Source organism: Pseudoalteromonas sp. H105, from assembly GCF_001469215.1.
In the GTDB taxonomy this organism is placed as follows: Bacteria; Pseudomonadota; Gammaproteobacteria; order Enterobacterales; family Alteromonadaceae; genus Pseudoalteromonas.
Genome location: NZ_LOFH01000003.1, coordinates 119,084 through 143,633, shown reverse-complemented (window position 1 = coordinate 143,633; position 24,550 = coordinate 119,084). Strand labels below are relative to the sequence as shown.

Below are 24,550 nucleotides of genomic sequence, written 5' to 3'. Positions count from 1 at the left end.
CTGATGAGAATATAATTTTAATGTTTATAAAATAAAAAAGTGCCATTTAGGCACTTTTTTATGATTCATTTGTTTACTGTCTATTTTACTACGTCTTTAATAAACTGTGTTAAATCGTCTTTGAACTCGTCTCTGCGAAGGGCAAATTCGATAGTTGCTTTTAAGTAGCCTAATTTGCTGCCACAATCATGACTACGCCCTTTAATGGCATAGGCTGCAACAGGCTCTTTTTCCATTAACATGGCAATGGCGTCAGTTAATTGGATCTCATCACCCGCACCGGCAGGCGTTTTTGACAATAATGGCCAAATATTTTTACTTAAAACATAACGCCCAACAACCGCAAGGTTTGATGGCGCGGTTTCAACCGGTGGCTTTTCAACCATATCAATAATTGAGGCACTTTGACCTTGCGTGATTTTTTCATCGCCTAAATCGACAACACCAAACTTATCAACATCTTGCATTGGCACTGGTTCAACCATAATTTGGCTTTCACCGGTTTGCTCAAAATGCGTGATCATTTCGGCTAAGTTGTCTTTTTTAAGATCGCTCTCATGATCGTCAATAATTACATCTGGTAGAATGACCACAAACGGCTCATCACCAATAATTGGCGCTGCACAGTTAATCGCATGACCTAGGCCTTTTGCTTCACCTTGGCGTACATGAATGATGGTGACGTCTTTCGGGCAAATTGATTGCACCTCGGCTAACAATTGCCGCTTAACACGCTTCTCAAGGGTCGCTTCTAATTCAAAACTGGTGTCAAAGTGGTTTTCAATTGAATTTTTACTCGAGTGAGTAACCAACACGATTTCTTTAATACCCGCAGCAATGGCTTCACTCACCACATACTGAATTAATGGACGATCTACAACTGGTAGCATTTCTTTTGGTATTGCTTTAGTTGCAGGCAACATACGCGTGCCTAAGCCTGCAACTGGTATCACTGCTTTCATTTGATTCTCCTTAAATGGGTATTAATGGCCCTACACTGAAAAAGGGTATTTGATTGCGTCATGGCATTGGTAGCCTATGACTTCAAAATCATCCCGTGTAACCCATGTTTCAATGTCTTCTAATGTTTTAATTTTTGGGTTGATACGTAAATGAGGTGACTCAAATGGTTCACGCTTTAATTGCACATCCCGCATTAATTCTAGTTGGTTTTCATAGATATGCGCATTAACAATTTTATGATACGCCTTACCCGGTTTATGCCCCGTGATTTGCGCGACTAAAGCAAGTAATACAAAACACTGGATTTGATTAAAGTTCAAGCCCAGTGGTACGTCACAACTGCGCTGATACGAAGTTAAAGATAAAGTATCACCTAATAATGAAAAGGTATGAGTATGCATACAGGGGCGCAAGCAACCTAGGTCAAACTCACCTGGGTTGTAGAACGTAATAATCTCACCTCGGTCGTCCACCCCGTTTTTAAGGTTATCAATCACCTTTTTAAGCTGATCTAACGGTGTGCCATCTGGACGCTGCCAATGTCGACCTTGAACGCCATAGACGCGCCCCATGTCGTCTTCACCTTGTCGATTAGGGTTATTCAGCCATGCTTGGTTTTCATTGGCATTGGCATCCCACGTCATGCAGCCAATCTCACGAAACTGGGCCGCGCTGCTGTAACCGCGAAGATAACCTAACAGCTCAGCAATGGCTGCTTTATAATAACTTTTACGGGTGGTAATCATCGGGAACTTGTTATTAGCAACATCGTACTCAAGATCCGCATTTATCACGGTTAGGCAACGCGTGCCTGTACGTTTATTTTCAACCCAAACACCTTTATCAACAATGCGCTGACATAACTCTAAATATTGTTTCATTATTCGCTCTTTTTAAGCTTTACTAGCCGCTGATGGTTGCGGCGTTTTATATGCCCATAATATCAAACCTAGGCCTGCAATGATCATCGGTAACGATAAAATTTGTCCCATTGAAATAAAGCCACCAAACAAGCCTAAATGTGCATCTGGCTCTCTAAAGTATTCAATGGCAAAGCGGAATACACCGTAGCCTAATAAAAACAAACCGCCAACACTGCCCGCTGGACGTGGTTTTTTAGTGAAAACATATAAAATAATAAACAGCACTAAGCCTTCAAAAAACGCTTCATAAAGTTGCGAGGGGTGACGAGCAAGCGGCCCACCTGACGGAAATACAACAGCCCACGGCACATCCGTAGTACGCCCCCACAGCTCTCCATTAATAAAGTTACCAATACGCCCCGCTAACAAGCCTACAGGCACCAATGGCGCAACAAAGTCGCCCACAGCTAATAATTGCTTTTTACGTGTCCATGCGAAAATACAGATTGCGGTGATAACCCCTAGTGTCCCGCCATGGAACGACATGCCACCTTGGTCAATTCTAAATAAATACAGTGGGTTTTCTAAGAAATAACTAAATTGATAAAACAGCACATACCCTACTCGACCGCCTAAAATAACACCAAGCATGCCGTAAAAAAGTAAGTCGCTGACTTCGTCTTTTGACCAACCTGAGTTTGGTTTAGCTGCTTGCCTATTTGCCCACCACATAGCAAACGCAAAACCAATTAAATACATTAACCCGTACCAACGTACGCTCAATGGTCCAATCGAAAAGATGACGGGATCAATTTGTGGAAATTCAAGAGCCATAAAAATAAAACCTTAACTAAACACCATTTGAAGTGCGATGATAACCAATAATACTGCAAACGCTTTTTTTATCGTTGCAACCGGTAAATAATGAGTCGCTTTTGCACCAATTGGTGCCATAAACCAAGACGTAATTACAATACCTAATAATGCCGGCAAATACACAAAACCAGCAAAACCATGCGCTAAATCGGTTACCTTCCAACCAGCCGATACATAACCGACTGAACCAAACAAAGCGATGACAATACCACACGCAGCAGCACAGCCTATTGCTTTTTTTATATCTACAGAAAAATAATTCAGCAGTGGCACAATAAGCGCGCCACCACCAATACCAATTAAGCCCGACAAACCGCCCATTATGGCGCTAAGAGAACCTATGATGGGACCGCTAGGCATCGCTTTGCCACTGGGGGCGTGTTTACGTGTTGAGAGCACCATACGCGCCGCAATAAATACCACGCTGGTAGCAAATACGGCGCGTAATAACTGTTCTGGAATAAAGCTCGCTGCAAAACCACTTAGCAAGGCACCTAATCCAACCCCCCCCATGACCCAAGGTGCAATTTCCCAAGGAACGTTATTATTTTTATGATGAGCGAGCGCTGAAGACGTCGATGTAAACAAGATGGAGGCCAAAGACGTGGCTATTGCAATAACAAGCACATGATCCGCATCTGCGACATCAAATTTGACCAATAAACTACTCAGCACGGGCACAATAATCAAGCCACCACCTATACCAAGTAAACCGGCTAAAAACCCAACAACACTTCCTAATACTGCACAGCTTGCGATTAATATAACTAAATCAGGCATAGCACACTCTTATAAATACATTGTTATATGCATATACTAATCCATTATATCTTGGGTTCACAGCTAAAATTAGCGGTTTTATCAACCATGATTTGGGGTATAAAAAAGCTTACCGAGCTTATGTTCAATCATAAAGCTACGCGTTAAACGTAATACTTGCTTTGCAGTAGACTGGGCTAAACATTCAGCTAATAATACTTCCATGTCACTCATTTTTAAGCGCCTGAGTACCCATTTTACTTTACTGATAGAGAAATGATTCATACTTAGTTGTCGATACCCCATCGCAATTAGTAAAATTGCGCCCTCGGGATCACCACCTAGCTCACCACATAAACTTAGAGGTAGGTCGTGCTGGTGGCATTCTTCAGCTACTTTTTGCAGCACGCGCAAAACACCTGGGTGATAAGGGTTAAATAAATCGGCAACGCGAGCATTTGAACGATCTACAGCTAATAAGTATTGTGTTAAGTCATTACTACCAACCGAGCAAAAATCAACTTTTTTAGACCACTCTGGCAGCATAAATACACTTGAAGGTACTTCTAGCATTACGCCCACAGGAGGGCGCTCAATGACTTTATCAGGATATTGCTCTTCCAGTTCAAAATAAGCTTGCGCCAATAAAGCTAATGACTCATCAACCTCCTCTGTGCCGCTAATCATTGGTAACATTATTTTTAGATTACCTAAGCCTATATTCGCTTTTATCATCGCTTTTAATTGGTCTAAAAATAATTCTGGATGATCTAATGTAACCCGAATCCCTCGCCAGCCTAAAAATGGATTCTCTTCTGTAATATCAAAGTAATCTAAAACCTTATCACCACCGATATCCAACGTGCGCATTACCACAGGCTCCGGGTAATAACTTTCTAATACTTGCCGATACCATTTTTCTTGCTCAATTTGCGAAGGGAATTGGCCTTTTTGCATAAACCACGCTTCGGTTCGATACAAACCCACACCGTCACACATCGCAGTGTTTGTACTTTCGGTATTAAGATCAAGACCAGCATTGAGCAACAGACTAATTTGTTGCCCGTCTAATGTCACAGATTCGCAATCTTGCTCAGCAACAAATTTATCATTAAGTAAGGTTTCTTGATATTTTAGCTGCCGGTATTCATCTTGCAAAATTTGTGAAGGTGAAATATATAAACGCCCTGAGTAAGCGTCTAATATCATTTTTTTACCATCAAATTGCAGCAAAGGAACGTCTTCTATTCCCCATATTGCGGGGATCCCCATAGCGCGAGTTAAAATAGAGGCATGGCTGTTTGCTGAACCATTTACGCTCACCACGCCCACTAAATGCCCTTTTGGTACTTCAGCTAACATTGCAGGTGTTAACGTGTTTGCAATTAACACGCTGTCTTTAGGGTAACGCTTAACAGCATGTTCTGTATTCACTAGATGGTGGAGCACTCTCAATCCAATATCTTTTACATCAACCGCACGTTCTTTAATATAAGGGTCTTGCATTGCATTGAATTGTGCGATTAATTTTTCAATGACAATCTTAAGCGCACTTTTAGCACACCAGCCTTGTTGTAATTGTGCCTCAACGTTCTGACCCAAGCTTTTTGCATCGAGCAACTGCTGATACACATCAAATACAGCTAAAGCCTCTTTGGGTATTGAGTCACTGAGTGTCATGGATAGTGTATTAAACTCATGGCGAGTCGCCGATACAGCTTGACTAAACAAGCGTTGTTGCAACGCTTGATTCGAATCTTTTTTTAGCTCAATAGATTTAAAGTCAAGCTTAGGAATAACCACAAAAGCCCGACCTATCGCAATACCTGGTGCACTCGACACCCCTTTCAATACAGAGGTTTGATGGGACGACTCATCTTGGCGTAATACTTCTTTTATTTCAGCATGTGCAAGTTGTGATGCTAATTGGGCAGACAATGTAATTAAGAAAGATTCTTCATCTTGGCTAAATACACGTGCCACTTTTTGTTGCACAACAATAACACCCAACACTTTCTTTTGATGAACAACGGGCACTGACAAAAAAGCATTATAACTTTCTTCGTTTACTTCTGGAGAGGCTTTAAAACGAGGGTGAGATTTAGCATACGCTATATTGATAGGCTCTTCACGTTGCGCAACCAAGCCAACAAGGCCTTCGGTAAATCCGATTCTAAATTTTCCAACAGCAACCGGGTTTAACCCCTCTGTTGCCATTAAAACAAAATTATCTTGGCTATAATCGGCAAAGTAAATCGAGCAACACTCAGTTTGCATGGCATTTTTTACCATGTTTACAAAACACGCTAAGGCACTGTCCAAACATGCCTGTTGCGATACGGATTCTGCAATAGCTCTAAGTGTTGCCAGCATAGCTTTCCTTATCTACCTTTGTGTCGCCATGAATCTTTTGTTTGTTCACGCTTGTTAAAAGGCATCGCAAAGGGTGCAAACTCTTTCATGACACGACGATATACATCGCGTTTAAACGATACAACTTGCCTAACCGGATACCAATAACTAACCCAGCGCCAATCATCAAACTCTGGGTGGTGTGTTTTCAGTAAGTCTACGTCTTCGTCTTTACAACGAAGTTTCAGTAAAAACCATTTTTGTTTTTGCCCAATACAAACCGGACTCGAGTCACGGCGAATTAAACGTTTGGGCAACTTATAGCGTAACCAATGTTTCGAACTTGCGACAATCTCTACATCTTCTGGGCGCAAGCCTACTTCTTCGTGTAATTCACGGTACATTGTTTGTTCTGCGCTCTCACCACTATCAACACCCCCTTGTGGAAATTGCCACGAATGCTGACCATAGCGTCGAGCCCAAAAAACTTGTCCCTGATTATTGCAAATTACAATTCCGACATTGGCACGAAAACCTTCGGCATCAATCACCTTAGTGCCTCATTTGTAAGTCGATTTTTAATGATTGTTCCACATTAGCTGCAATACGGCAAACACTATTATAATCAAGTACACTCTTGTTATAAGTTTGAGGAACAATGTAGCCTAATATTTAACCTCATATTATTAAATTAGCCGAATTTTAATGAATATGAATAATCCTTCAGCGGTTTTGCGCATCTTACTCACAGCTTGTGCATAACTTTAATTTATACAGGTCATTTTGCAAACAAATCCACAATCACCGATCTAAATAAACGCCTTTTCCACAGATTCTGTGGATAACATTGTTCATATATCTGTATTTATCCCAGTTAGCTTTTTATTTGTATGAGATTGAAAATATACAAATGAAACAAAAAATATAATAATCATAAACTTATGACTTAAAAAAACATTCCTGAAGCTAAAAAAAAGTTACCCACCGCCCCTTGAGTAAAAAACACTCAAATACAATAATATCCACCCACAATCACTTTTGCTATCATGTAAGATGAATTAAAACAATAGAATAATCCCCTTATGCGAGCTGTAAAACCTCAATCAATCAATGAATTAATGCAACGTGTCAATACTATCGCGGGCATGACATTAGGCCAATTAGCACAACAATATCAATTTAAAACACCGGATGATTTATTGCGAGAAAAAGGCTGGATAGGGCAACTGGTTGAATATGTACTCGGTGCAACAGCAGGTTCAAAACCGACACCTGACTTTGAAGAGTTGGGAGTAGAGCTTAAAACACTGCCTATTTCTTTTAAAGGGAAACCCCTTGAAACCACATTTGTCTCAGTGACGCCATTACTTAATGTAACCGGCATGACTTGGCAGCAAAGCCATGTGCGCCAAAAACTAAACCATGTTTTATGGCTGCCTATTTTAGGCGAACGCGATGTCATTCCTTTTGATAGGGTAATAGGTAGCGGCTTTCTATGGCAACCAAGTGCTGAACAAGACGCGCAATTACAACGCGATTGGGAAGAACAGATGGAGCTTATCGCATTAGGTCGCGTCGATGAAATATCGGGTCATTTAGGCGATGTAATGCAAATACGCCCCAAAGCTGCCAATAGTCGGGTTGTGACCGATGCTATTGGTCCTAATGGTAAATTAATAAAAACCCTACCCCGTGGCTTTTATTTAAAAACTAACTTTACTGGCGAGATTTTAAGGCAACAGTTTCAGCTTTAGTAGGCCTTATACCAATCCGCAATAATACTAAATCATTTTTAGGTATTAAACCTGATGCTAACGGCGTTATAAATTTCTTATTTAGAACAACTAAATGACGATATTTTTGCCTTGTTATCGACACGGTTTTCTTGCCTCAAAATAGATCTCTTAATTAAGCGAATTGGTATTACCTATCAGAGCATATTATTGATATAAAAAAAGCCTGCATATGCAGGCTTTTTTAGTCAAAAGTCATAATCTATTAAAAGAGTTACTGACCTTTAACTTCTTTAAGGCCGTTGTAAGGTGCTTTAGCGCCTAATTGCTCTTCAATGCGAAGCAATTGGTTGTACTTAGCAACACGGTCAGAACGGCTCAGTGAACCTGTTTTGATTTGGCCTGCAGCAGTACCCACAGCAAGATCAGCAATTGTTGCGTCTTCTGTTTCACCAGAACGGTGAGAGATAACCACTGTAAAGCCTGCATCTTTAGCCATTTTGATTGCTGCTAACGTTTCAGTTAGTGAACCAATTTGGTTAAACTTAATTAAGATAGAATTAGCAATACCGTTATCAATACCGCGCTTTAAGATCTTAGTATTTGTAACGAACAAGTCATCACCGACTAATTGAACTTTATCGCCCATTAGTTTAGTTTGGTGTGCGAAACCATCCCAATCAGACTCATCTAAGCCATCTTCGATAGAAACAATTGGGTATTGCTCAGTAAGGTCTTTTAAGAAGAAGTTAAACTCTTCAGACGTGAATTTTTTACCTTCGCCTTTAAGGTCGTAGATATTTGCTTCTTTGTCATAAAACTCAGAGGCAGCACAATCAAGCGCTAACGTGATATCTTTGCCAAGCTCATAACCTGCATTCGCAACCGCGACCTTAATTGCAGCAAGAGCTGCTTCATTAGACTCAAGGTTCGGTGCAAAACCACCTTCATCGCCTACAGCCGTTGAATGACCGTCTGCTTTAAGTACTTTCGCAAGGCTGTGGAATACTTCAGCGCCCATACGTAGTGCTTCACGGAAGTTAGCCGCGCCAACAGGTTGAACCATAAACTCTTGAATATCTACTGAGTTATCAGCATGCTCACCACCATTGATGATGTTCATCATTGGTAATGGCATAGAATACACACCTGGAGTACCATTTAGATCAGCAATGTGCTCATAAAGCTCTACTTTTTTAGATTGAGCAGCGGCTTTAGCTGTCGCAAGTGATACTGCTAGAATTGCATTTGCACCTAATTTTTCTTTATTTTCAGTGCCGTCTAAATCTAGCATTACCTGGTCAACAGTCTGTTGTTCTAATGCGTTTTGACCTTCTAAAGCAGCAGAAATTTCTTTATTAATAAAACCAACCGCTTTTAACACACCTTTACCTAAGTAACGTGCTTTGTCACCATCACGTAATTCAAGTGCTTCGCGAGTACCTGTTGATGCACCTGATGGTGCTGCTGCGCGCCCCCAAGAACCGTCAGCTAAATGAACATCAGCTTCTACAGTTGGGTTACCACGCGAATCCATAATTTCGCGACCAATCACTTTTACGATATTTGACATCTCGATTCCTCTTTTCCCAAAATGGTGAGTTTGCCGGCTTTATTAATTTTCCTTAATACCGCCGCTTTAAAAACAAATAAGCCGTGCATAGAGCACGGCTTATTCACATTACGATGACGCTTTTTGATGAGTATGTGCTGCCGCAACAAACCCTTCAAATAACGGGTGACCATCACGTGGTGTTGACGTGAATTCCGGGTGGAATTGCGCGGCAATAAACCAAGGGTGATCTTTATTTTCGATAATTTCGACTAGTTTCTTATCTTCTGATAAACCAGTGAAACTCAAACCTGCTTGCTCAAGCTTTTCAACAAAGTTGTTATTGACTTCGTAGCGGTGACGATGACGCTCAACAATTTCGTCGCTACCATACACTTCACGTACTTTAGAGCCTGGCGTTAAATGGCATTTTTGTGCGCCTAAACGCATTGTGCCACCTAAGTCAGACGCTTCGTCACGCACTTCTACATTACCATCTGCATCTAACCACTCAGTGATTAGACCCACAACAGGTGCTGAAGACTTTGCATTAAATTCGGTTGAGTTAGCATCTAAAAGGCCTGCAACATTACGCGCATATTCAATGAGTGCTACTTGCATGCCTAAGCAAATACCTAGGTATGGTACCTTGTTTTCACGGGCATACTTTGCTGCTAATATTTTACCTTCAACACCACGACCACCAAAACCACCTGGTACTAAAATCGCGTCTAAATGAGCAAGTCGATCTGTGCCTTTACTTTCAAGGTCTTGAGAATCAACATATTCAATATTGACGGTTAAACGATTTTTCAAGCCCGCATGTTTAAGGGCTTCGTTAACTGATTTATATGCGTCTGGTAACTCAATGTATTTACCTACCATACCAATTGTTACTTCACCGGTCGGGTTAGACTCTTGGTATAATACTTGTTCCCATTCAACTAAGTCCGCTTCAGGTGCTTCAAGGTGGAAACGGCGACACACAAAATGGTCAAGCTCTTGAGATTTTAACAGTGCTGGAATTTTATAAATGCTGTCCACATCTGGTAACGAAATAACGGCTTTCTCTTCAACATTAGTGAAAAGTGCAATTTTAGCGCGCTCGTTATTTGGTAATTTACGATCAGAACGACAAATAAGGATATCTGGCTGAATACCAATTGAACGTAGCTCTTTAACAGAGTGTTGTGTTGGTTTCGTTTTAACTTCACCGGCAGGGCCTAAGAATGGCACTAGCGTTAAGTGAATAAACAATGCACGCTCACGGCCGATTTCTGTGCCTAGCTGACGAATAGCTTCTAAGAACGGTTGTGACTCAATGTCACCTACCGTGCCACCTATTTCAACGATTGCCACATCGTGACCTTCTGCACCGTCATATACACGCTGCTTAATATCGTTGGTAATGTGTGGGATAACCTGAATAGTTGCACCAAGGTATTCACCACGACGCTCACGACGCAGTACATCTTCATATACACGGCCTTGTGTGAAGTTGTTACGGCTTGTCATTTTGGTACGAATGAAACGCTCATAGTGACCTAAGTCAAGGTCTGTTTCTGCACCGTCTTCGGTGACAAATACTTCACCGTGTTGAATTGGGCTCATTGTGCCTGGGTCAACGTTGATGTAAGGATCCAGCTTTAGAATGGTAACATTTAGACCACGGGCCTCTAAAATAGCTGCCAATGATGCTGCTGCAATACCTTTACCCAACGAAGAAACAACCCCGCCAGTAACGAAGATAAATTTTGTACTCATGCGAACCCTAGAATATCAGGAATTAAAAGGAATATAATACCCAAACAAGTGATTTTGGAATATGTTCAAGACGGGGCGAAATTATAGCAAAAGCCTCTCTATCAATCCAGTGAAAGTTAGCAATTCCCTGCACAAAAAACACGCTCTAAAGCGCTTGCTATTTATGGCTGCTTCTTAATCGCCTCCCAGGCAGCGTCCATTTCTTCTAGGCTTGCGGTATCGAGTGACTGCCCTTTAGCCTGTAAATACGCTTGTACCTTTTGGAATCTTGATGAAAATTTATCATTTGCGCTGCGTAATAACTGTTCAGGGTCTCGTTTTATATGACGTGCAACATTAACAGTCGCAAATAACAAATCGCCAATCTCTTCTGCGCTGTGATCTGAGTACGGGTCAACCGCGAGTGCTTCTTTTACTTCATCAACCTCTTCAGCCACTTTATCCAACGCACCATGGTACGTAGGCCAATCAAAACCTAGCTCAGCGACACGTTGCTGAATCTTTTTTGCTTTACTTAATGCGGGTAAATTAGCTGGTATATCTAGCCAAAGTGAACTGGCTTCACCGGTGTGTTTATCTTGGCGTTCTTGCGCTTTAATTTGGTGCCACTGCTGAGCAACTTGGGTGTCAGTTAGCGCATGCTTATCTGCAAATACATGAGGGTGACGTCTGATAAGTTTGTCATTTAAAACACTGACAACATCATCAAAGTCAAACAGACCTTGTTCCTTTGCCAATTGCGCATAAAAAACAACTTGAAAAAGTAAATCACCTAGCTCAGTTTTTAATTCTGAAAAGTCACCACGCTCAATACAATCAGCAACCTCATACGCTTCCTCCAACGTATGCGGCACAATCGACTTAAAATCTTGCTTTAAGTCCCATGGGCAGCCGCTTTGTGGATCTCGCAGTTTAGCCATTACGGCTAAAAGGTCAGTTAATGAGTTTTGCTCTTTCATAAGTTTCTCTAGTGGCTTCGCTTTGCTTGGTGTACACCTTCAATCTGATCCAGCTTGGAAAGTAAGCGATTGGTGCTAGACAAGTCGTGTACCTCAACTTGCATTGTAAACTTTGCCAACTGCCTATCTTCGATTGTTTCCATATTCATATTCAATACGTTTACTTTTTCATTCGCAAGCACTGAGCTAATATCGCGTATTAAACCGGCGCGATCTGTGGCCTCTATTTTGATACTCAAAGCGTATGAGCCATTAATTTCATCTGACCAGCTAACGGCTATTACGCGTTCTGGGTGCTTATTCTTTAAATTAGTAAATGAGTCACAATCATCTCGATGAACAGCAATACCTCGACCTTGAGTGATATAACCAATAATTTGTTCACCCGGTACGGGGCGACAACACTTAGCAACATGACTCATTAAGCTGCCCACACCGTCAACTACAATACCGTTTTTATCACCTGTCATTTTTGTTGGATTTTTAAACCGAATAACCGGCTCGTCATCTGTGCGATCAGTAATGTAATTTAGCAGTTGATTTAACCGCACATCACCTGCACCAATCGCAACTAATAAGTCATCAAGCTCTCTAAAATTATAGCGTGAAATAGCTGGCTCTAGATCCTTATAGGTAAGTTCTAACTTTTGTAATGCTGAATCTATTATCTCTTTACCAGCACTGAGATTTTTATCGCGGTCCAGTTGTTTAAACCAGTGATGGATTTTGGCGCGTGCGCGTGATGATTTTATATACCCTAATGACGGGTTTAACCAATCGCGACTCGGATTTGGTTGCTTCTGAGTGAGAATTTCAACTTGATCGCCCGTGGTTAACTGATGGGTAAATGGCACTATTTTACCAAATACTTTGGCACCTATGCATCGATGGCCCACATTCGAGTGAATATAATAAGCAAAATCTAGCGGTGTTGCTCCCAAGGGAAGATCAAAAATATCGCCACGTGGGGTAAAAATATAAACGCGGTCTTCAACAACTTGGTTTTTCAGTTCATCCGCTAAATCACTGCCATCAACCACCTCTTCTTGCCATTGTAGTAATTTGCGCAACCAACTAATTTTTTGCTCATAACCCGAGCCACGGCTAGGAAGCGCACCTTCTTTATACATCCAGTGAGCGGCAACACCCAGCTCTGCATCTTGATGCATTGCATGCGTACGGATTTGTATTTCAACCGTTTTACCTTCAGGGCCAAACACCACTGTGTGAATTGACTGGTAGCCATTTTGTTTTGGGGTTGCTACATAATCATCAAATTCTTTGTTTAAGTGCCGCCAATTAGTATGAACAATCCCCAGTGCGCCGTAGCAATCTTGAAGCTCATCAACCACAATACGCATGGCACGGATATCAAAAAGCTGATCAAATTCGTAGTTTTTTTGTGCCATCTTTTTATAGATGCTGTAGATATGCTTAGGCCTGCCATATACCTCAGCTTTAATACCTACTTGTTCGAGCTTAGTTCTTACTTGTTCGACCATATCTGCCATATATGCTTCACGACCCAGGCGCTTATCGTCTAATTGCTTGGCAATACTTTTATATAAGTCAGGGTGAAGGTAGCGAAAAGACAGATCCTCAAGCTCCCATTTTAACTGACCTATTCCTAAGCGATTGGCTAGAGGCGCAAAAATATCGGCAGTTTCTTTAGCAGCTATAACACGCTCTTCTTCAGATGAATCTTTAAGCTCGCGTAAATGGCATACTTGTTCAGCAAGTTTGATAACAACAGCTCTAACATCTTCAACCATGGCAAGTAACATACGACGAATGTTATCTACTTGCACTGTGCCATTACCTTGGTGAGCTAAGGTACTGATGGTCGCCATTTGCGAGACCCCCGTCAGTAACACAGCAACATGATTTCCCATCACCTCAGTTACTTTATCGATGCATACTAAATCGGTTAAATAATAGGGCGTAATATAAGCAGTTGCTAAGGTTTCGGCGTCCAGATTCATTTCCACCAATATTTCGACCATTTCCATGGCCATAATTTGATGCTGCTGCTCTGGCAGCGCCTGACATAAACTGTTGGCTTTTATTAATACATCACGCTTTTCTTTTGTTAACTCAAGTAATTCAAGTCGCGTGCTAAAATCAGCGGGTTTATCCTGTTGATGTGATTGCCGTGTAGCTACCATGTTGCGCCCTATCTCCTTTGAAATAATGCCATTGTTTCAATATGCCCTGTATGCGGAAACATATTCATTAGCCCTATTTTTTCAAGTGAAAATGCTGCCTGCGAAATAATTGCACTGTCACGCGCTAGCGTAACAGGGTCACAAGAAACATATAAAATCGTTTTAAATTGCTCAAGCGGTAACTGCTCTAAAATAGCCAGTGCCCCGGTACGGGAAGGATCCAATACCAACACGTCTAATTCATCACTAAACCATGCTGCTTGCTGCATTATTTGCGTTAAATCAAAGCAATGAAAATGTGCATTTGTTATCTGGTTAGTGTGCGCATTTTGCGTTGCCATTGCAACCGCTGATAAGACTCCTTCAACACCGATAACGCTTTTTGCACTTTTAGCGAGCGCTAAAGAAAAGTTACCTATGCCACAAAATAAGTCTAATACATGCTCTTCACCACTAAGTTTAAGCCACTCAACTGCTTGCGTTAACATTGATTGATTTACTTTAGCATTAACTTGAATGAAATTATCTAACCCAAACTCAAACTTTAAATCCTGACTTGGTAATGTATAAAATGGCATCGGCAAGTGTTGATGCTCTATAAGGTGGCTCTCACCTTGAAAAATAATCTGCCAGCCCTGCGTCAGGCCAGTTTCAATAATTGTGTGCTTGAGGGATTCACTGATCATTTTTGTGTGACGAATAACGACAAAACTTTGCTCATCAGCCTGACATAATTGAATGTGGCTAACACTTCGTAGTTCTTTGTGCGTATTCAATAGCACATCAAAGCAACTAAAAATAGCATCATAAACGGGACTTAATACAGGGCATGTTTTTATTGTAACAATGTTTTTTGAACCCTGCGCTCTATACCCTATGCGCATACGTTTAGCCGTTTTATCATACATCACAGCCAGTCGCGCACTACGGCGATAATGCAAAGGTTCGCTTAATAGTGGCGGTTGCCACGCCATGTCTTCAAGCTTTGCAAATTTCGCGAATAATTGACTTACAGCCATTTGCTTTTCGACTAATTGCTGATCGAGGTGTAAATGCTGTAACTGACATCCACCACATTGTTCGTAATGTTCACAGAATGGGGCAACTCTCGCGTCACTTTTTCTCTCTACCTTGATTGTTTTTGCTGCACAATAGCGAGATTTATCCTCAATCAATTTAGCTTTCACTACTTCATTACGCAATGCACCACTCACGAAGCATACTTTATTATTATGCTTAGCAATTCCCCGTCCTTGATGGTCCATACCTGTGATAGTTAATGAAACTGCCTGCCCCGATAGGGTCTTTTTTTTAGCTTGGAAAAACTGTGCCATCGGGCAACACCTTAAATATTGATTGTACGAGCAAGATTGATTACTCGCCTATAAGTATATACTCTTAGCTAACTAATAATGATAACAACGTTCACTTATGACTAAACTTGGTTTGCGCGACTCAGTTTTAGCGCTCACATTAATTCCCACCGTTCTAATTGGACTATTACTCGGCGGCTACTTTACAATAAATCGTTACTTTGAGCTTGATGAAATATTATATCAGCAAGGGTCCACGATTTCAGAGCCATTATCTATTGCGGTTGAGCAACCCTTACAGGCAAAAAACAAGCAACAACTAAATAGACTTATTAGCCACGCACATAACAAGCACTCTCCCGCAATTAAAACCATTGCCATTTTTGACTCAAATGAACAACTCATTTTAACCAGTAACTACCATCGAGACTTTGATGAGCTGATCGATAAGTCTCAACTGAGTACAGATAAAAACACTAAATTACATGAAGATGATAGATTTCTTACATTTTACACACCCATAATAAACCACTCAACGCCCGAGGCACATTGGGGTGATTCTGCTTTTCAATCTTCATTAGGCACCATTGTTGTTCAGCTCAATAAAGACCAAGCAATCATTGGCCAGCAAAGAGCCTTATTAATTAGTGGGATTGTCATTATATTTGCCATTTTGCTTGCCGCTATTTTGGCGATTCGTTTAAGCAGGCTATTTATTACCCCACTTAATAAATTAGTAATCGCCAGTGATAGACTGATTGAAGGAAAAAGAGACACGGGGTTAGGTACCCCCATGATGGGCGAGTTTGAACAACTGCGTTTAGGCTTAAACACCATTTCAGATACGATGGTGATGCAAAGAGACGAAATGCAAAAGCATATCGATCAGGCAACCAGTGATTTACGTGAATCGTTAGAGATGTACGAAACACAAAATATTCAGCTCAACATAGCTAAAACAGATGCGCAGGATGCAAACCGCGTAAAATCAGACTTCTTGGCAAAAATGAGTCATGAACTCCGTACACCACTAAATGGAGTTATAGGGTTTACTCGTCAACTCCATAAAACCCCTTTGAATAAACATCAAAAAGATTACCTTGATACCATTGAGCTTTCAGCGAACAGTTTAATGACGATTATCAGCGATATTTTAGACTTTTCTAAACTGGAAGCGGGCGCCATGGAGTTGGAATCAATCCAATTTCAATTACGCGACAATATCAACGAAGTCTTAACTTTACTTGCTCCGAGTGCCGACGAAAAACAATTAGAACTATCGATTTATATAAACTCGCAAGTGCCTGACAATATTACTGGCGACCCAACTCGCTTTAAGCAAGTCCTGATCAACCTGATCAGCAACGCCATTAAATTTACAGAAAAAGGCGCCATCAAAATTGATGTGGGTCACCGCTTACTTGATGAAGAGCGCACATCAATCTTAGTTTCGGTAACAGACACAGGTGTTGGCATCCCGATGGACAAACAAGATGCACTGTTTACACCGTTTGGTCAGGCTGATTCGAGTATTACGCGAAAGTTTGGAGGAACTGGACTTGGCTTAATTATCACCAAACATATTGTTGAGGCCATGGGTGGACGAATCACTCTCAACTCGGCACCCGGTCATGGTACTTGCTTTACATTTAATGGGGTGTTTCGCCTTCCAAGCCACAATGTTACTAATGACTTACCTAGTAAATCACTTGCTAATAAACGTATTTTATATTTGGAACCGCATAAACACACACACCATGCTGTCTCGTCATTATTAAAAGAGTGGCAAACACAAGTCACTGGTTGCTTTGATGAAGAAAGCTTTTTCGAAGAAATCAAAAAAGACTTCAATTACGATATTTGTATTATTGGTCATGTTGCTGCCGTTGATGAAATGCAGCGTTTAAAAAGCTATATAAAAGCCGCAAGAGAATCAACCGATTATTTATACCTGATGATAAATACGGTCTCACATAGCATGCGTGAATCGTATATTGGCAGCGGTGCAGATGCATGCTTAAGCAAACCACTCAATCATCGAAAGTTATGTGAAGTCCTTGCTGCGCCCTATCGACTCGATCACCCAGTGCACAACATTGAACAAGACGATGAAAAGCTACTGCCATTAAAGGTCTTAGTGGTGGATGATAACGATGCCAACTTAAAACTTATTTATACCTTGTTAGAAGAAAAAATAGAACTTATTGATACCGCGCACAACGGCTCACAAGCTTACAGCCTAAGTAAAAGTCATAAATACGACATTATTTTTATGGATATTCAAATGCCAATTATGGATGGTATTACGGCCTGTAAACTTATTCGCGAATCATCTCTAAACGAAGACACACCTATCATGGCAGTGACTGCTCATGCCTTAGCAGGTGAAAAAGAACAACTCATGGATGTAGGCTTCACAGGCTATTTAACTAAGCCCATTGATGAAGATATGCTAAAGCAGATCATTAGTGATCACAGCCCTAAAGGCCCCATGAAACGAGATAAAAACCGTCAAGAGAAAATGCTTTTTGAGCCTCCTTTTAGTAGTAACTCCCTCGACTGGTCTTTAGCATTACAACGCGCGGGAGGCAAACACGAGTTAGCGCTTGAAATGCTAAACATGCTGTTATTAAGCGTGCCTGAAACATTGCGTTTATTGGAGGAAGCAATACAAAACCATGATTGTGAACATGTACTTAGTATTATCCATAAGTTCCATGGCGCATGCTGTTACACCGGCGTACCAAAATTGAAGAAACTTTCTGAAGCCCTAGAAACGGCATTAAAAGGCGATTGTGATCTTGCCTATATAGAACCTGAATTGTTTGAACTACAAGATGAACTTGAAAACTTGATAAAAGATGCAGGTTTAAAAGAAAAAAGTAGTTGAGCTTAGGGTCTGTTGACCTTTCAAGATTAAATTTACAGTAGTCTGTTTGGTGTTTAGGCAAAACAGCGCCTATGTAGTGTGGTTATTCCCCATAAATAGGCGATAACGCAGCTTCAATGCCAGACAGGCGCAGCCCTTCGGTTTCTGCCTGGGGGCAATTTACTCTTTGTTGCCACCATGGATGCTGGTAAAGGCCGTGAGCAAGACGCGCAAGCTTTGCTCGGGTTTACTAGCCCACTAGGTTACACACCTCGCGCCGCGATTAAATAGCCCCTAATTTGAACGAATTTTAATCCGCAAAGGTCAACAGCTCCAAGTGGCTCAGCTACCCATCATTATCACGATAGCCTTTTTCAGTTTTGCGTTTAAGCACCTAATTACAGGTATTTTTTAAAGGCTTGTTGCTTTTTAAACTACGTATCTGCCATTCAAGAAGGCCACTGTCTGTATTACTCGCTATTTTAATATGAGCAATATCATTAAACATATAATCCCCAGGGGCATTCAAGCGGGTTAAATACTCACTTAGCGTCTGTTGGCAGAAGGGGCCTGTGTCACCATGAATAACCAAAACAGGCTTGGCAACGGTTTTTGCAAACTCATCAAACGCCTCTCTATACACGCTAAACCCATCACATTGATCAACATTCGTTTCGCTACACTTTGGTTGCTCGGTGCCATGGCTATATATATCAGCTTGAAACCCTATAACATATGCTTTGGCGGACGGGTTTGCTGCAGATAGCCATTTAAGGTTTAAATCATCTCGACGCTGCGCAGCTTCGTTAGCTAATGTTTTATCACTCAGGAGTACCTGTCGCCGGCCGTTATGCGTCCCTGCTATATGTAATGTCATAAATTCAACATCTGCTAATTGCCATCGCGCGTTTTCTACCATGGTCGGCTGTGTCTTATAATTCGCTAATCTGCCAGCTTGTTTTAGGTATTCAGGTGTGTACATTAAACGCTTCACAAATGCTAAACGCTCAAGTTCATCAAAACGAGGCTCTAAACTCTTACGGTCACAGTCAGTCCACTCATTATCACCAGGGGTATAAATAAAAGGCTGACTTGTCAGCCTTCTTAATAGCTCTTTATTGCTCGTAAGCAGTTCATTTGTGCAGGGCTCTGAGCCTGCTTTTATATCGCCTAAATGCATTAAAAGTGAATGCGGTGTCTGTTGTATTTTGTGGGTTAAGGCCCCTTTTTCACTTAAACTGGCTTTATCATGTGCGGTGTATGGCATATCAGCAATAACTAAAAAGTCAGTATCGGTTGCAGAGTTTAGCGGTTCGCTCACCAAGGCTGGGTTGTTAGATAATACCTGCAGTACACTTAACATTAAAAACATATTCATTCCAATAGGCTAAAACTATGTCCCAGTTAACCACTTTACAAACATAATTAAAAGAAACGGCTTTTTCTATTATACCCAAACCACCTCAAGATGCAGAATTCAGCGTTTCACAGGGGCTTAATATCAAGGCGTTACTTCGCAATAATGGCCATCCCTTTTAAGAAGGAACAACGATGAGAGTAAGTTCCTGTGAAGCGCCCAATGGGTTGGCTTAAAAGCGATTTATGCTGCGTTATCGATTTTAACAATAGAACCACTGTTATTTGCAATCAATGCCTTGCCTAAATCGCTTTTAATTCCAACTGAAACTCGAATCTTGAGGTGATTTGGGTATAGTCTTGTTAAAATACATCAACAATTAAAACTTACAGCCTTATTATGCAATTTAATACCAGCTATACTTTAGATAAGCCTTACTTTTATGAGTGTTTCGACGAGTCACTTCAATACAGTACCCAAGCTAAGCCTAAATACGGCCTTTTAATATTACTCATTAGTTTAGGGTTAATCTCAATTTATGCTTTAGAGCAGCATTATCTCGGTAACTTTATGATTGTGGCTGCTATTGTGGAGTGTATTGCCTTTTATTACCGCAGACCATGGTGGGTGACGCGTCAAATGTTAAGTCGTGCCTCAGGTTCTAAAGCCACATTAACAATTGATGAGGATGGTTTTAGTAGCGAAAACCCGCATAAAAGCTATCAAATTACGTGGCAACAAATTGACGATATTATATTTACACCTCGCGGCATTTTACTTAAAAGTAAAAAAGGTATGCAGTATATATCCAATAGTGTTCTTAATGAGGAAGCCATTAATTTTATAAAAAAAAGAGCCGCTAAATAGCGGCTCTTCAATATCAATTAAATTGATAAGTTGATTAAGCATTACCCGGATTTGGGTTAGATTTTTCAGCTTGAATACGCATGTAAATTTCTTCACGATGAACTGAAACGTCTTTAGGTGCATTAACACCGATACGTACCTGATTTCCTTTAACACCTAGTACAGTGACAGTAACTTCATCACCAATCATTAGGGTTTCACCTACTCGACGAGTTAGTATTAGCATTCTCTTGCTCCCATGTTCCAATAAATTAAAAGATTCCGCTTTCGTATCTTAAAGAAAATAAACCTTAAAAGTAAGTAAAAACTCTAAATCGATTCATTTTCTGTCAAAAAAACTTTGTGTAATGCACGAACTGCTAGCTCTAAATATTTTTCTGCTATCAAAACTGATATTTTAATCTCAGAGGTTGATACAAGTTGCACACTAATATTCTCTTGAGCTAGTGCATCGAAAAATAAACTTGCCACACCAGAATGTGACTTCATACCAACACCAACCGCTGATACTTTAGCGACCGCACTGTAACCAGAAATATCGGTACTACTAATAATATGGCGGTTATTTCGCAATACTTCAAGCGCTTGGTCAAAATCATTAGTGTGAACCGTAAAAGCATAGTCTATTTTTTCAAAGTTATGATTAACTTGATTAATCATGTCTATCTCTATGCCATTATCGGCAAAAAGCTTTAAGATACTAGCGAAGTAATGTGGCCCTATAGGCACCCCGTTCACTTGGATTAAACTTTCGTCACGATTAAACGCAATGCCAGCTACTACAGTGTTTTTCATATCGGTTTCTTCGAAACTGATCAAGGTGCCTTGATCGGGGTTAAAACTGGATAAAACGCGAATGGGTAAATTATATTTCCACGCAGCTTCTACGCAACGGATATGAAGTACTTTTGCGCCTAAACTGGCCAGTTCAAGCATTTCTTCAAATGTTACATGGCTCATTCGTCGTGCCTGAGGTTCCACCCGCGGATCGGTGGTATAAACCCCATCTACATCCGTATAGATTTGGCATTCATCTGCGCCAATTGCCGCTGCAATTTCTACTGCTGAGGTATCTGTTCCCCCTCGCCCAAGCGTTGTAATGTTGCCTTCAACATCACGTCCTTGAAAACCAGCAATAATCGTAATGCGGTTATGTTCAAGCTCATGCTTTAAACGGGTAGCTGCCACATCGGTAATACGGGCTTTACCAAACATGTTATCTGTTTGAATATTTACTTGATCAGCTAATAGGCTGACCGCCGAATGACCACGTTTTATAATCGCCATTGCAAGCAAAGCAATAGATACCTGCTCACCAGTGGTTAATAAAACATCAAGTTCACGACTACTCGGGCGAGCGTCTATTTGTTTGGCAAGATTAATAAGGCGATTGGTCTCACCAGACATTGCGGAGAGAACAACCACCACTTGATGGCCTTGCTGCTTGGTTTTTACAACAAGGTCAGCGACAGCTTCAATACGCTCAATAGAGCCTACCGAAGTGCCACCGAATTTTTGAACTATAAGTGCCACTTAAGTTTAAGTGCGCTCGGTAAGCCAAGCAGTCACACTATCAAGTGCAGCACTTAGGTTTTCAGGTTGTGAGCCTCCGGCTTGTGCCATATCTGGACGACCACCGCCTTTACCGCCAACTTGTGAAGCCATATGATTGACCAGCTCTCCAGCTTTCACTTTGCCGGTTAGATCTTTAGTAACACCCGCAATTAGACTGACTTTAGTACCATCTGCTACACCTAGGGCAATCACCCCAGAACCAATCTTATTCTTAAGGTCATCAACCATGCCACGAAGGGCTTTAGATTCTGTGCCTTCAACATTGGCAACTAATAGCTTCACGCCATTAATATCAACAACTGAATCAAGTAACGATGCACCAGCAGCACTGGCTAGTTTATCGTTAAGTTGTGCGATTTGTTTTTCAAGGCCCTTAGACTTCTCAAGTAACGCAGTTACTTTTTCAAGTACAGATGCACTATCGCCTTTAACAAGCGCGGCAACATCATTTAAGTGCTGCTCTTGTGAACTTACATAAGCAATTGCGTCAGCCCCCGTTACCGCTTCAATTCGGCGAACACCTGCAGCAATACCACTCTCTGATACAATTTTAAATAAACCAATATCGCCTGCTCGATTGACGTGTGTACCACCACATAGCTCAATTGAATAATCGCCAATGGTAACAACGCGCACTTCGTCATCGTATTTTTCGCCGAATAACGCCATAGCACCTTTCGCTTTAGCATCGTCAATAGCCATTAATTCAGTATTCAGGGCAAAGTTACGACGAATTTCGTCATTTACTACTCGCTCTATTTCACGCAGTTCCTCTTTAGTCACGGCTTCAAAGTGTGAGAAGTCAAAACGTAAACGGTCTGGATCAACTAATGAACCTTTTTGTGAAACGTGATCGCCCAATAATTGACGTAATGCTTCATGCAAAATATGCGTTGCAGTATGGTTCTTTTTAACACGTTCACGGCGCGCATCATCAATGGTTGCTTCCACCTTATCGTTAACACCAATACGGCCTATAACAGTACCGTGATGGGCAAACGCGTTACCTAGCTTAGTGGTATTAGTAACAGCAAACTCACCACCTGCAACTTTTAATGTACCTGTGTCGCCTATTTGGCCACCAGACTCTGCATAAAAAGGTGTACGATTAAGTATAACAAGACCCTGTTGACCATCTTCAAGTACAGAAACAGACTCACCTTGGGCAAACATTTCAATGACAGTGCCACTGTATTGAGTGGCATCGTAACCTTTAAAATCTGTGTGCTTATCCGATTTTAATTGTTGATTGTAATCTGCACCAAACTTACCTGCTTGCTGTGCAGTTTTACGTTGCACATCCATGCACTCTTGGAAGCCTTGCTCATCAATCGTCATAAAACGTTCGCGGGCAACGTCAGCAGTTAAATCGGCAGGGAAACCATAGGTATCATAAAGTTTAAATACTAATTCACCTGGGATAACATCGCCACTCAAGTTCGCTAAGCTATCTTCTAAAATAGCTAAGCCACGCTCAAGCGTTTTACCAAACTGTTCCTCTTCGATACGTAATACTTTTTCAATAATTTCTTGTTGCTTAGCCAGCTCAGGGTACGCTTGACCCATTTGCTCAATCAACGCCGCAACAAGCTTGTAGAAGAATGCACCTTGAGCACCTAACTTATTACCATGGCGCACAGCACGACGGATAATACGACGCAGTACATAGCCACGGCCTTCGTTTGAAGGCATGACACCGTCTGAGATTAAAAATGCACATGAACGAATGTGATCAGCGACTACGCGCAATGACTTATCATCCATATCTTGTGCGTTTGTAACCTGCGCAGCGGCTTTAATTAAGCCTTGGAATAAGTCGATTTCATAGTTTGAATGCACACCTTGTAAAATAGCAGCAATACGCTCAAGACCCATCCCTGTATCAACTGATTGCTTCGGTAATGGCTCCATAGTTCCGTCGCTTTGACGGTTGTACTGCATAAATACCAAGTTCCAAATTTCAATGAAACGATCGCCATCTTCTTCTGGAGAACCTGGCGGGCCACCCCAAATTTCTTCACCATGATCGTAGAATATTTCAGAACACGGACCACATGGACCGGTATCACCCATCGACCAAAAGTTGTCAGACGTATCAATTCGAATAATACGCTCGCTTGGTAAACCAATGTCTTTTGACCAATAGTCGTAGGCTTCTTCGTCTGTATGATAAATAGTGACAAGTAGTTTTTCTTTTGGAAGTTTTACAATTTCAGTTAAAAACTGCCACGCAAATTTAATCGCGTCTTCTTTAAAATAGTCACCAAAACTAAAGTTACCTAACATTTCGAAAAACGTATGATGACGTGCCGTATAACCTACATTTTCTAAATCGTTATGCTTACCACCAGCACGAACACAGCGTTGTGAGCTGGTTGCACGATTGTAAGGGCGGCTTTCTGCGCCTAAGAATACATCTTTAAATTGCACCATACCGGCATTATTAAATAATAACGTCGCATCGTTACCCGGAATCAGCGAGCTTGATGGAACAATTTGGTGTTGTTTAGAGGCAAAAAAGTCTAAAAATTGTTGCCTGATCTGTGCGGTAGTCATGTGCTGCATGTGAAAGTCTCACCCATT

General features: G+C 41.2%; 18 protein-coding genes. 3 read left to right on the top strand and 15 right to left on the bottom strand.

Annotated elements, in window-relative coordinates:
- Window positions 1–80 precede the first annotated feature (80 nt).
- The 6 genes from galU to rppH all read right to left on the bottom strand — a co-directional run bounded on the left by galU (window position 81) and on the right by rppH (window position 6,364).
- Window positions 81–962: a UTP--glucose-1-phosphate uridylyltransferase GalU gene (gene galU / locus ATS75_RS06790; protein WP_058559696.1), complete on the bottom strand. Its 882-nt coding sequence runs from the start codon at window positions 960–962 to the stop codon at window positions 81–83.
- A gap of 30 nt (window positions 963–992) precedes the next feature.
- Window positions 993–1,844, bottom strand: a complete 852-nt coding sequence (locus ATS75_RS06785) for a thymidylate synthase (protein ID WP_058559695.1) — start codon at window positions 1,842–1,844, stop codon at window positions 993–995.
- A gap of 12 nt (window positions 1,845–1,856) precedes the next feature.
- Window positions 1,857–2,660: a prolipoprotein diacylglyceryl transferase gene (gene lgt, locus ATS75_RS06780; RefSeq protein WP_058559694.1), complete on the bottom strand. Its 804-nt coding sequence runs from the start codon at window positions 2,658–2,660 to the stop codon at window positions 1,857–1,859.
- A 12-nt stretch (window positions 2,661–2,672) separates the two neighbouring features.
- A complete protein-coding gene (locus ATS75_RS06775) occupies window positions 2,673–3,482 on the bottom strand; it encodes a sulfite exporter TauE/SafE family protein (protein ID WP_058559693.1) in 810 nt (269 codons plus the stop codon).
- Between the two features lie 81 nt (window positions 3,483–3,563).
- Window positions 3,564–5,834: a phosphoenolpyruvate--protein phosphotransferase gene (gene ptsP / locus ATS75_RS06770; protein ID WP_058559692.1), complete on the bottom strand. Its 2,271-nt coding sequence runs from the start codon at window positions 5,832–5,834 to the stop codon at window positions 3,564–3,566.
- Window positions 5,835–5,842: 8 nt separating this feature from the next.
- Entirely contained in the window at window positions 5,843–6,364 is a 522-nt protein-coding gene (gene rppH, locus ATS75_RS06765; protein ID WP_058559691.1) for an RNA pyrophosphohydrolase, read from the bottom strand.
- Between the two features lie 531 nt (window positions 6,365–6,895).
- On the opposite strand from rppH, the gene mutH reads away from it, so the two are divergent.
- A complete protein-coding gene (mutH, locus tag ATS75_RS06760; protein WP_058559690.1) occupies window positions 6,896–7,567 on the top strand; it encodes a DNA mismatch repair endonuclease MutH in 672 nt (223 codons plus the stop codon).
- Window positions 7,568–7,820: 253 nt separating this feature from the next.
- Here mutH and eno read toward each other — a convergent pair whose 3' ends face one another.
- The 5 genes from eno to rlmD all read right to left on the bottom strand — a co-directional run bounded on the left by eno (window position 7,821) and on the right by rlmD (window position 15,320).
- On the bottom strand, window positions 7,821–9,119 hold the full coding sequence (gene eno / locus ATS75_RS06755) for a phosphopyruvate hydratase (RefSeq protein WP_058559689.1): 1,299 nt from the start codon (window positions 9,117–9,119) through the stop codon (window positions 7,821–7,823).
- 108 nt (window positions 9,120–9,227) lie between these two features.
- Window positions 9,228–10,862, bottom strand: a complete 1,635-nt coding sequence (locus ATS75_RS06750; protein ID WP_058559688.1) for a CTP synthase — start codon at window positions 10,860–10,862, stop codon at window positions 9,228–9,230.
- Between the two features lie 161 nt (window positions 10,863–11,023).
- Complete coding sequence (gene mazG / locus ATS75_RS06745; protein ID WP_058559687.1) at window positions 11,024–11,821, bottom strand: nucleoside triphosphate pyrophosphohydrolase; 798 nt, start codon at window positions 11,819–11,821, stop codon at window positions 11,024–11,026.
- Window positions 11,822–11,829: 8 nt separating this feature from the next.
- A complete protein-coding gene (relA, locus tag ATS75_RS06740) occupies window positions 11,830–13,986 on the bottom strand; it encodes a GTP diphosphokinase (RefSeq protein ID WP_058559686.1) in 2,157 nt (718 codons plus the stop codon).
- A gap of 8 nt (window positions 13,987–13,994) precedes the next feature.
- Window positions 13,995–15,320 (bottom strand): 23S rRNA (uracil(1939)-C(5))-methyltransferase RlmD, encoded by a 1,326-nt coding sequence (gene rlmD, locus ATS75_RS06735; RefSeq protein WP_058559685.1) that lies wholly within the window; start codon window positions 15,318–15,320, stop codon window positions 13,995–13,997.
- A 97-nt stretch (window positions 15,321–15,417) separates the two neighbouring features.
- On the opposite strand from rlmD, the gene barA reads away from it, so the two are divergent.
- Window positions 15,418–18,189: a two-component sensor histidine kinase BarA gene (gene barA, locus ATS75_RS06730; RefSeq protein WP_058559684.1), complete on the top strand. Its 2,772-nt coding sequence runs from the start codon at window positions 15,418–15,420 to the stop codon at window positions 18,187–18,189.
- Between the two features lie 373 nt (window positions 18,190–18,562).
- Here barA and ATS75_RS06725 read toward each other — a convergent pair whose 3' ends face one another.
- Window positions 18,563–19,540, bottom strand: a complete 978-nt coding sequence (locus tag ATS75_RS06725; RefSeq protein WP_235591148.1) for a hypothetical protein — start codon at window positions 19,538–19,540, stop codon at window positions 18,563–18,565.
- Window positions 19,541–19,924: 384 nt separating this feature from the next.
- Between ATS75_RS06725 and ATS75_RS06720 the strand changes: the two genes are divergently transcribed.
- Window positions 19,925–20,392, top strand: a complete 468-nt coding sequence (locus ATS75_RS06720; RefSeq protein ID WP_058559683.1) for a YcxB family protein — start codon at window positions 19,925–19,927, stop codon at window positions 20,390–20,392.
- Window positions 20,393–20,426: 34 nt separating this feature from the next.
- On the opposite strand, the gene csrA is transcribed toward ATS75_RS06720, so the two are convergent.
- The 3 genes from csrA to alaS all read right to left on the bottom strand — a co-directional run bounded on the left by csrA (window position 20,427) and on the right by alaS (window position 24,532).
- On the bottom strand, window positions 20,427–20,618 hold the full coding sequence (gene csrA / locus ATS75_RS06715) for a carbon storage regulator CsrA (protein ID WP_004587515.1): 192 nt from the start codon (window positions 20,616–20,618) through the stop codon (window positions 20,427–20,429).
- A gap of 83 nt (window positions 20,619–20,701) precedes the next feature.
- The gene (locus ATS75_RS06710) at window positions 20,702–21,925 is read right to left on the bottom strand and encodes an aspartate kinase (protein WP_058559682.1); all 1,224 of its coding nucleotides are present in this window, start codon (window positions 21,923–21,925) and stop codon (window positions 20,702–20,704) included.
- Between the two features lie 6 nt (window positions 21,926–21,931).
- Entirely contained in the window at window positions 21,932–24,532 is a 2,601-nt protein-coding gene (gene alaS, locus ATS75_RS06705; RefSeq protein ID WP_058559681.1) for an alanine--tRNA ligase, read from the bottom strand.
- Window positions 24,533–24,550: the final 18 nt, after the last annotated feature.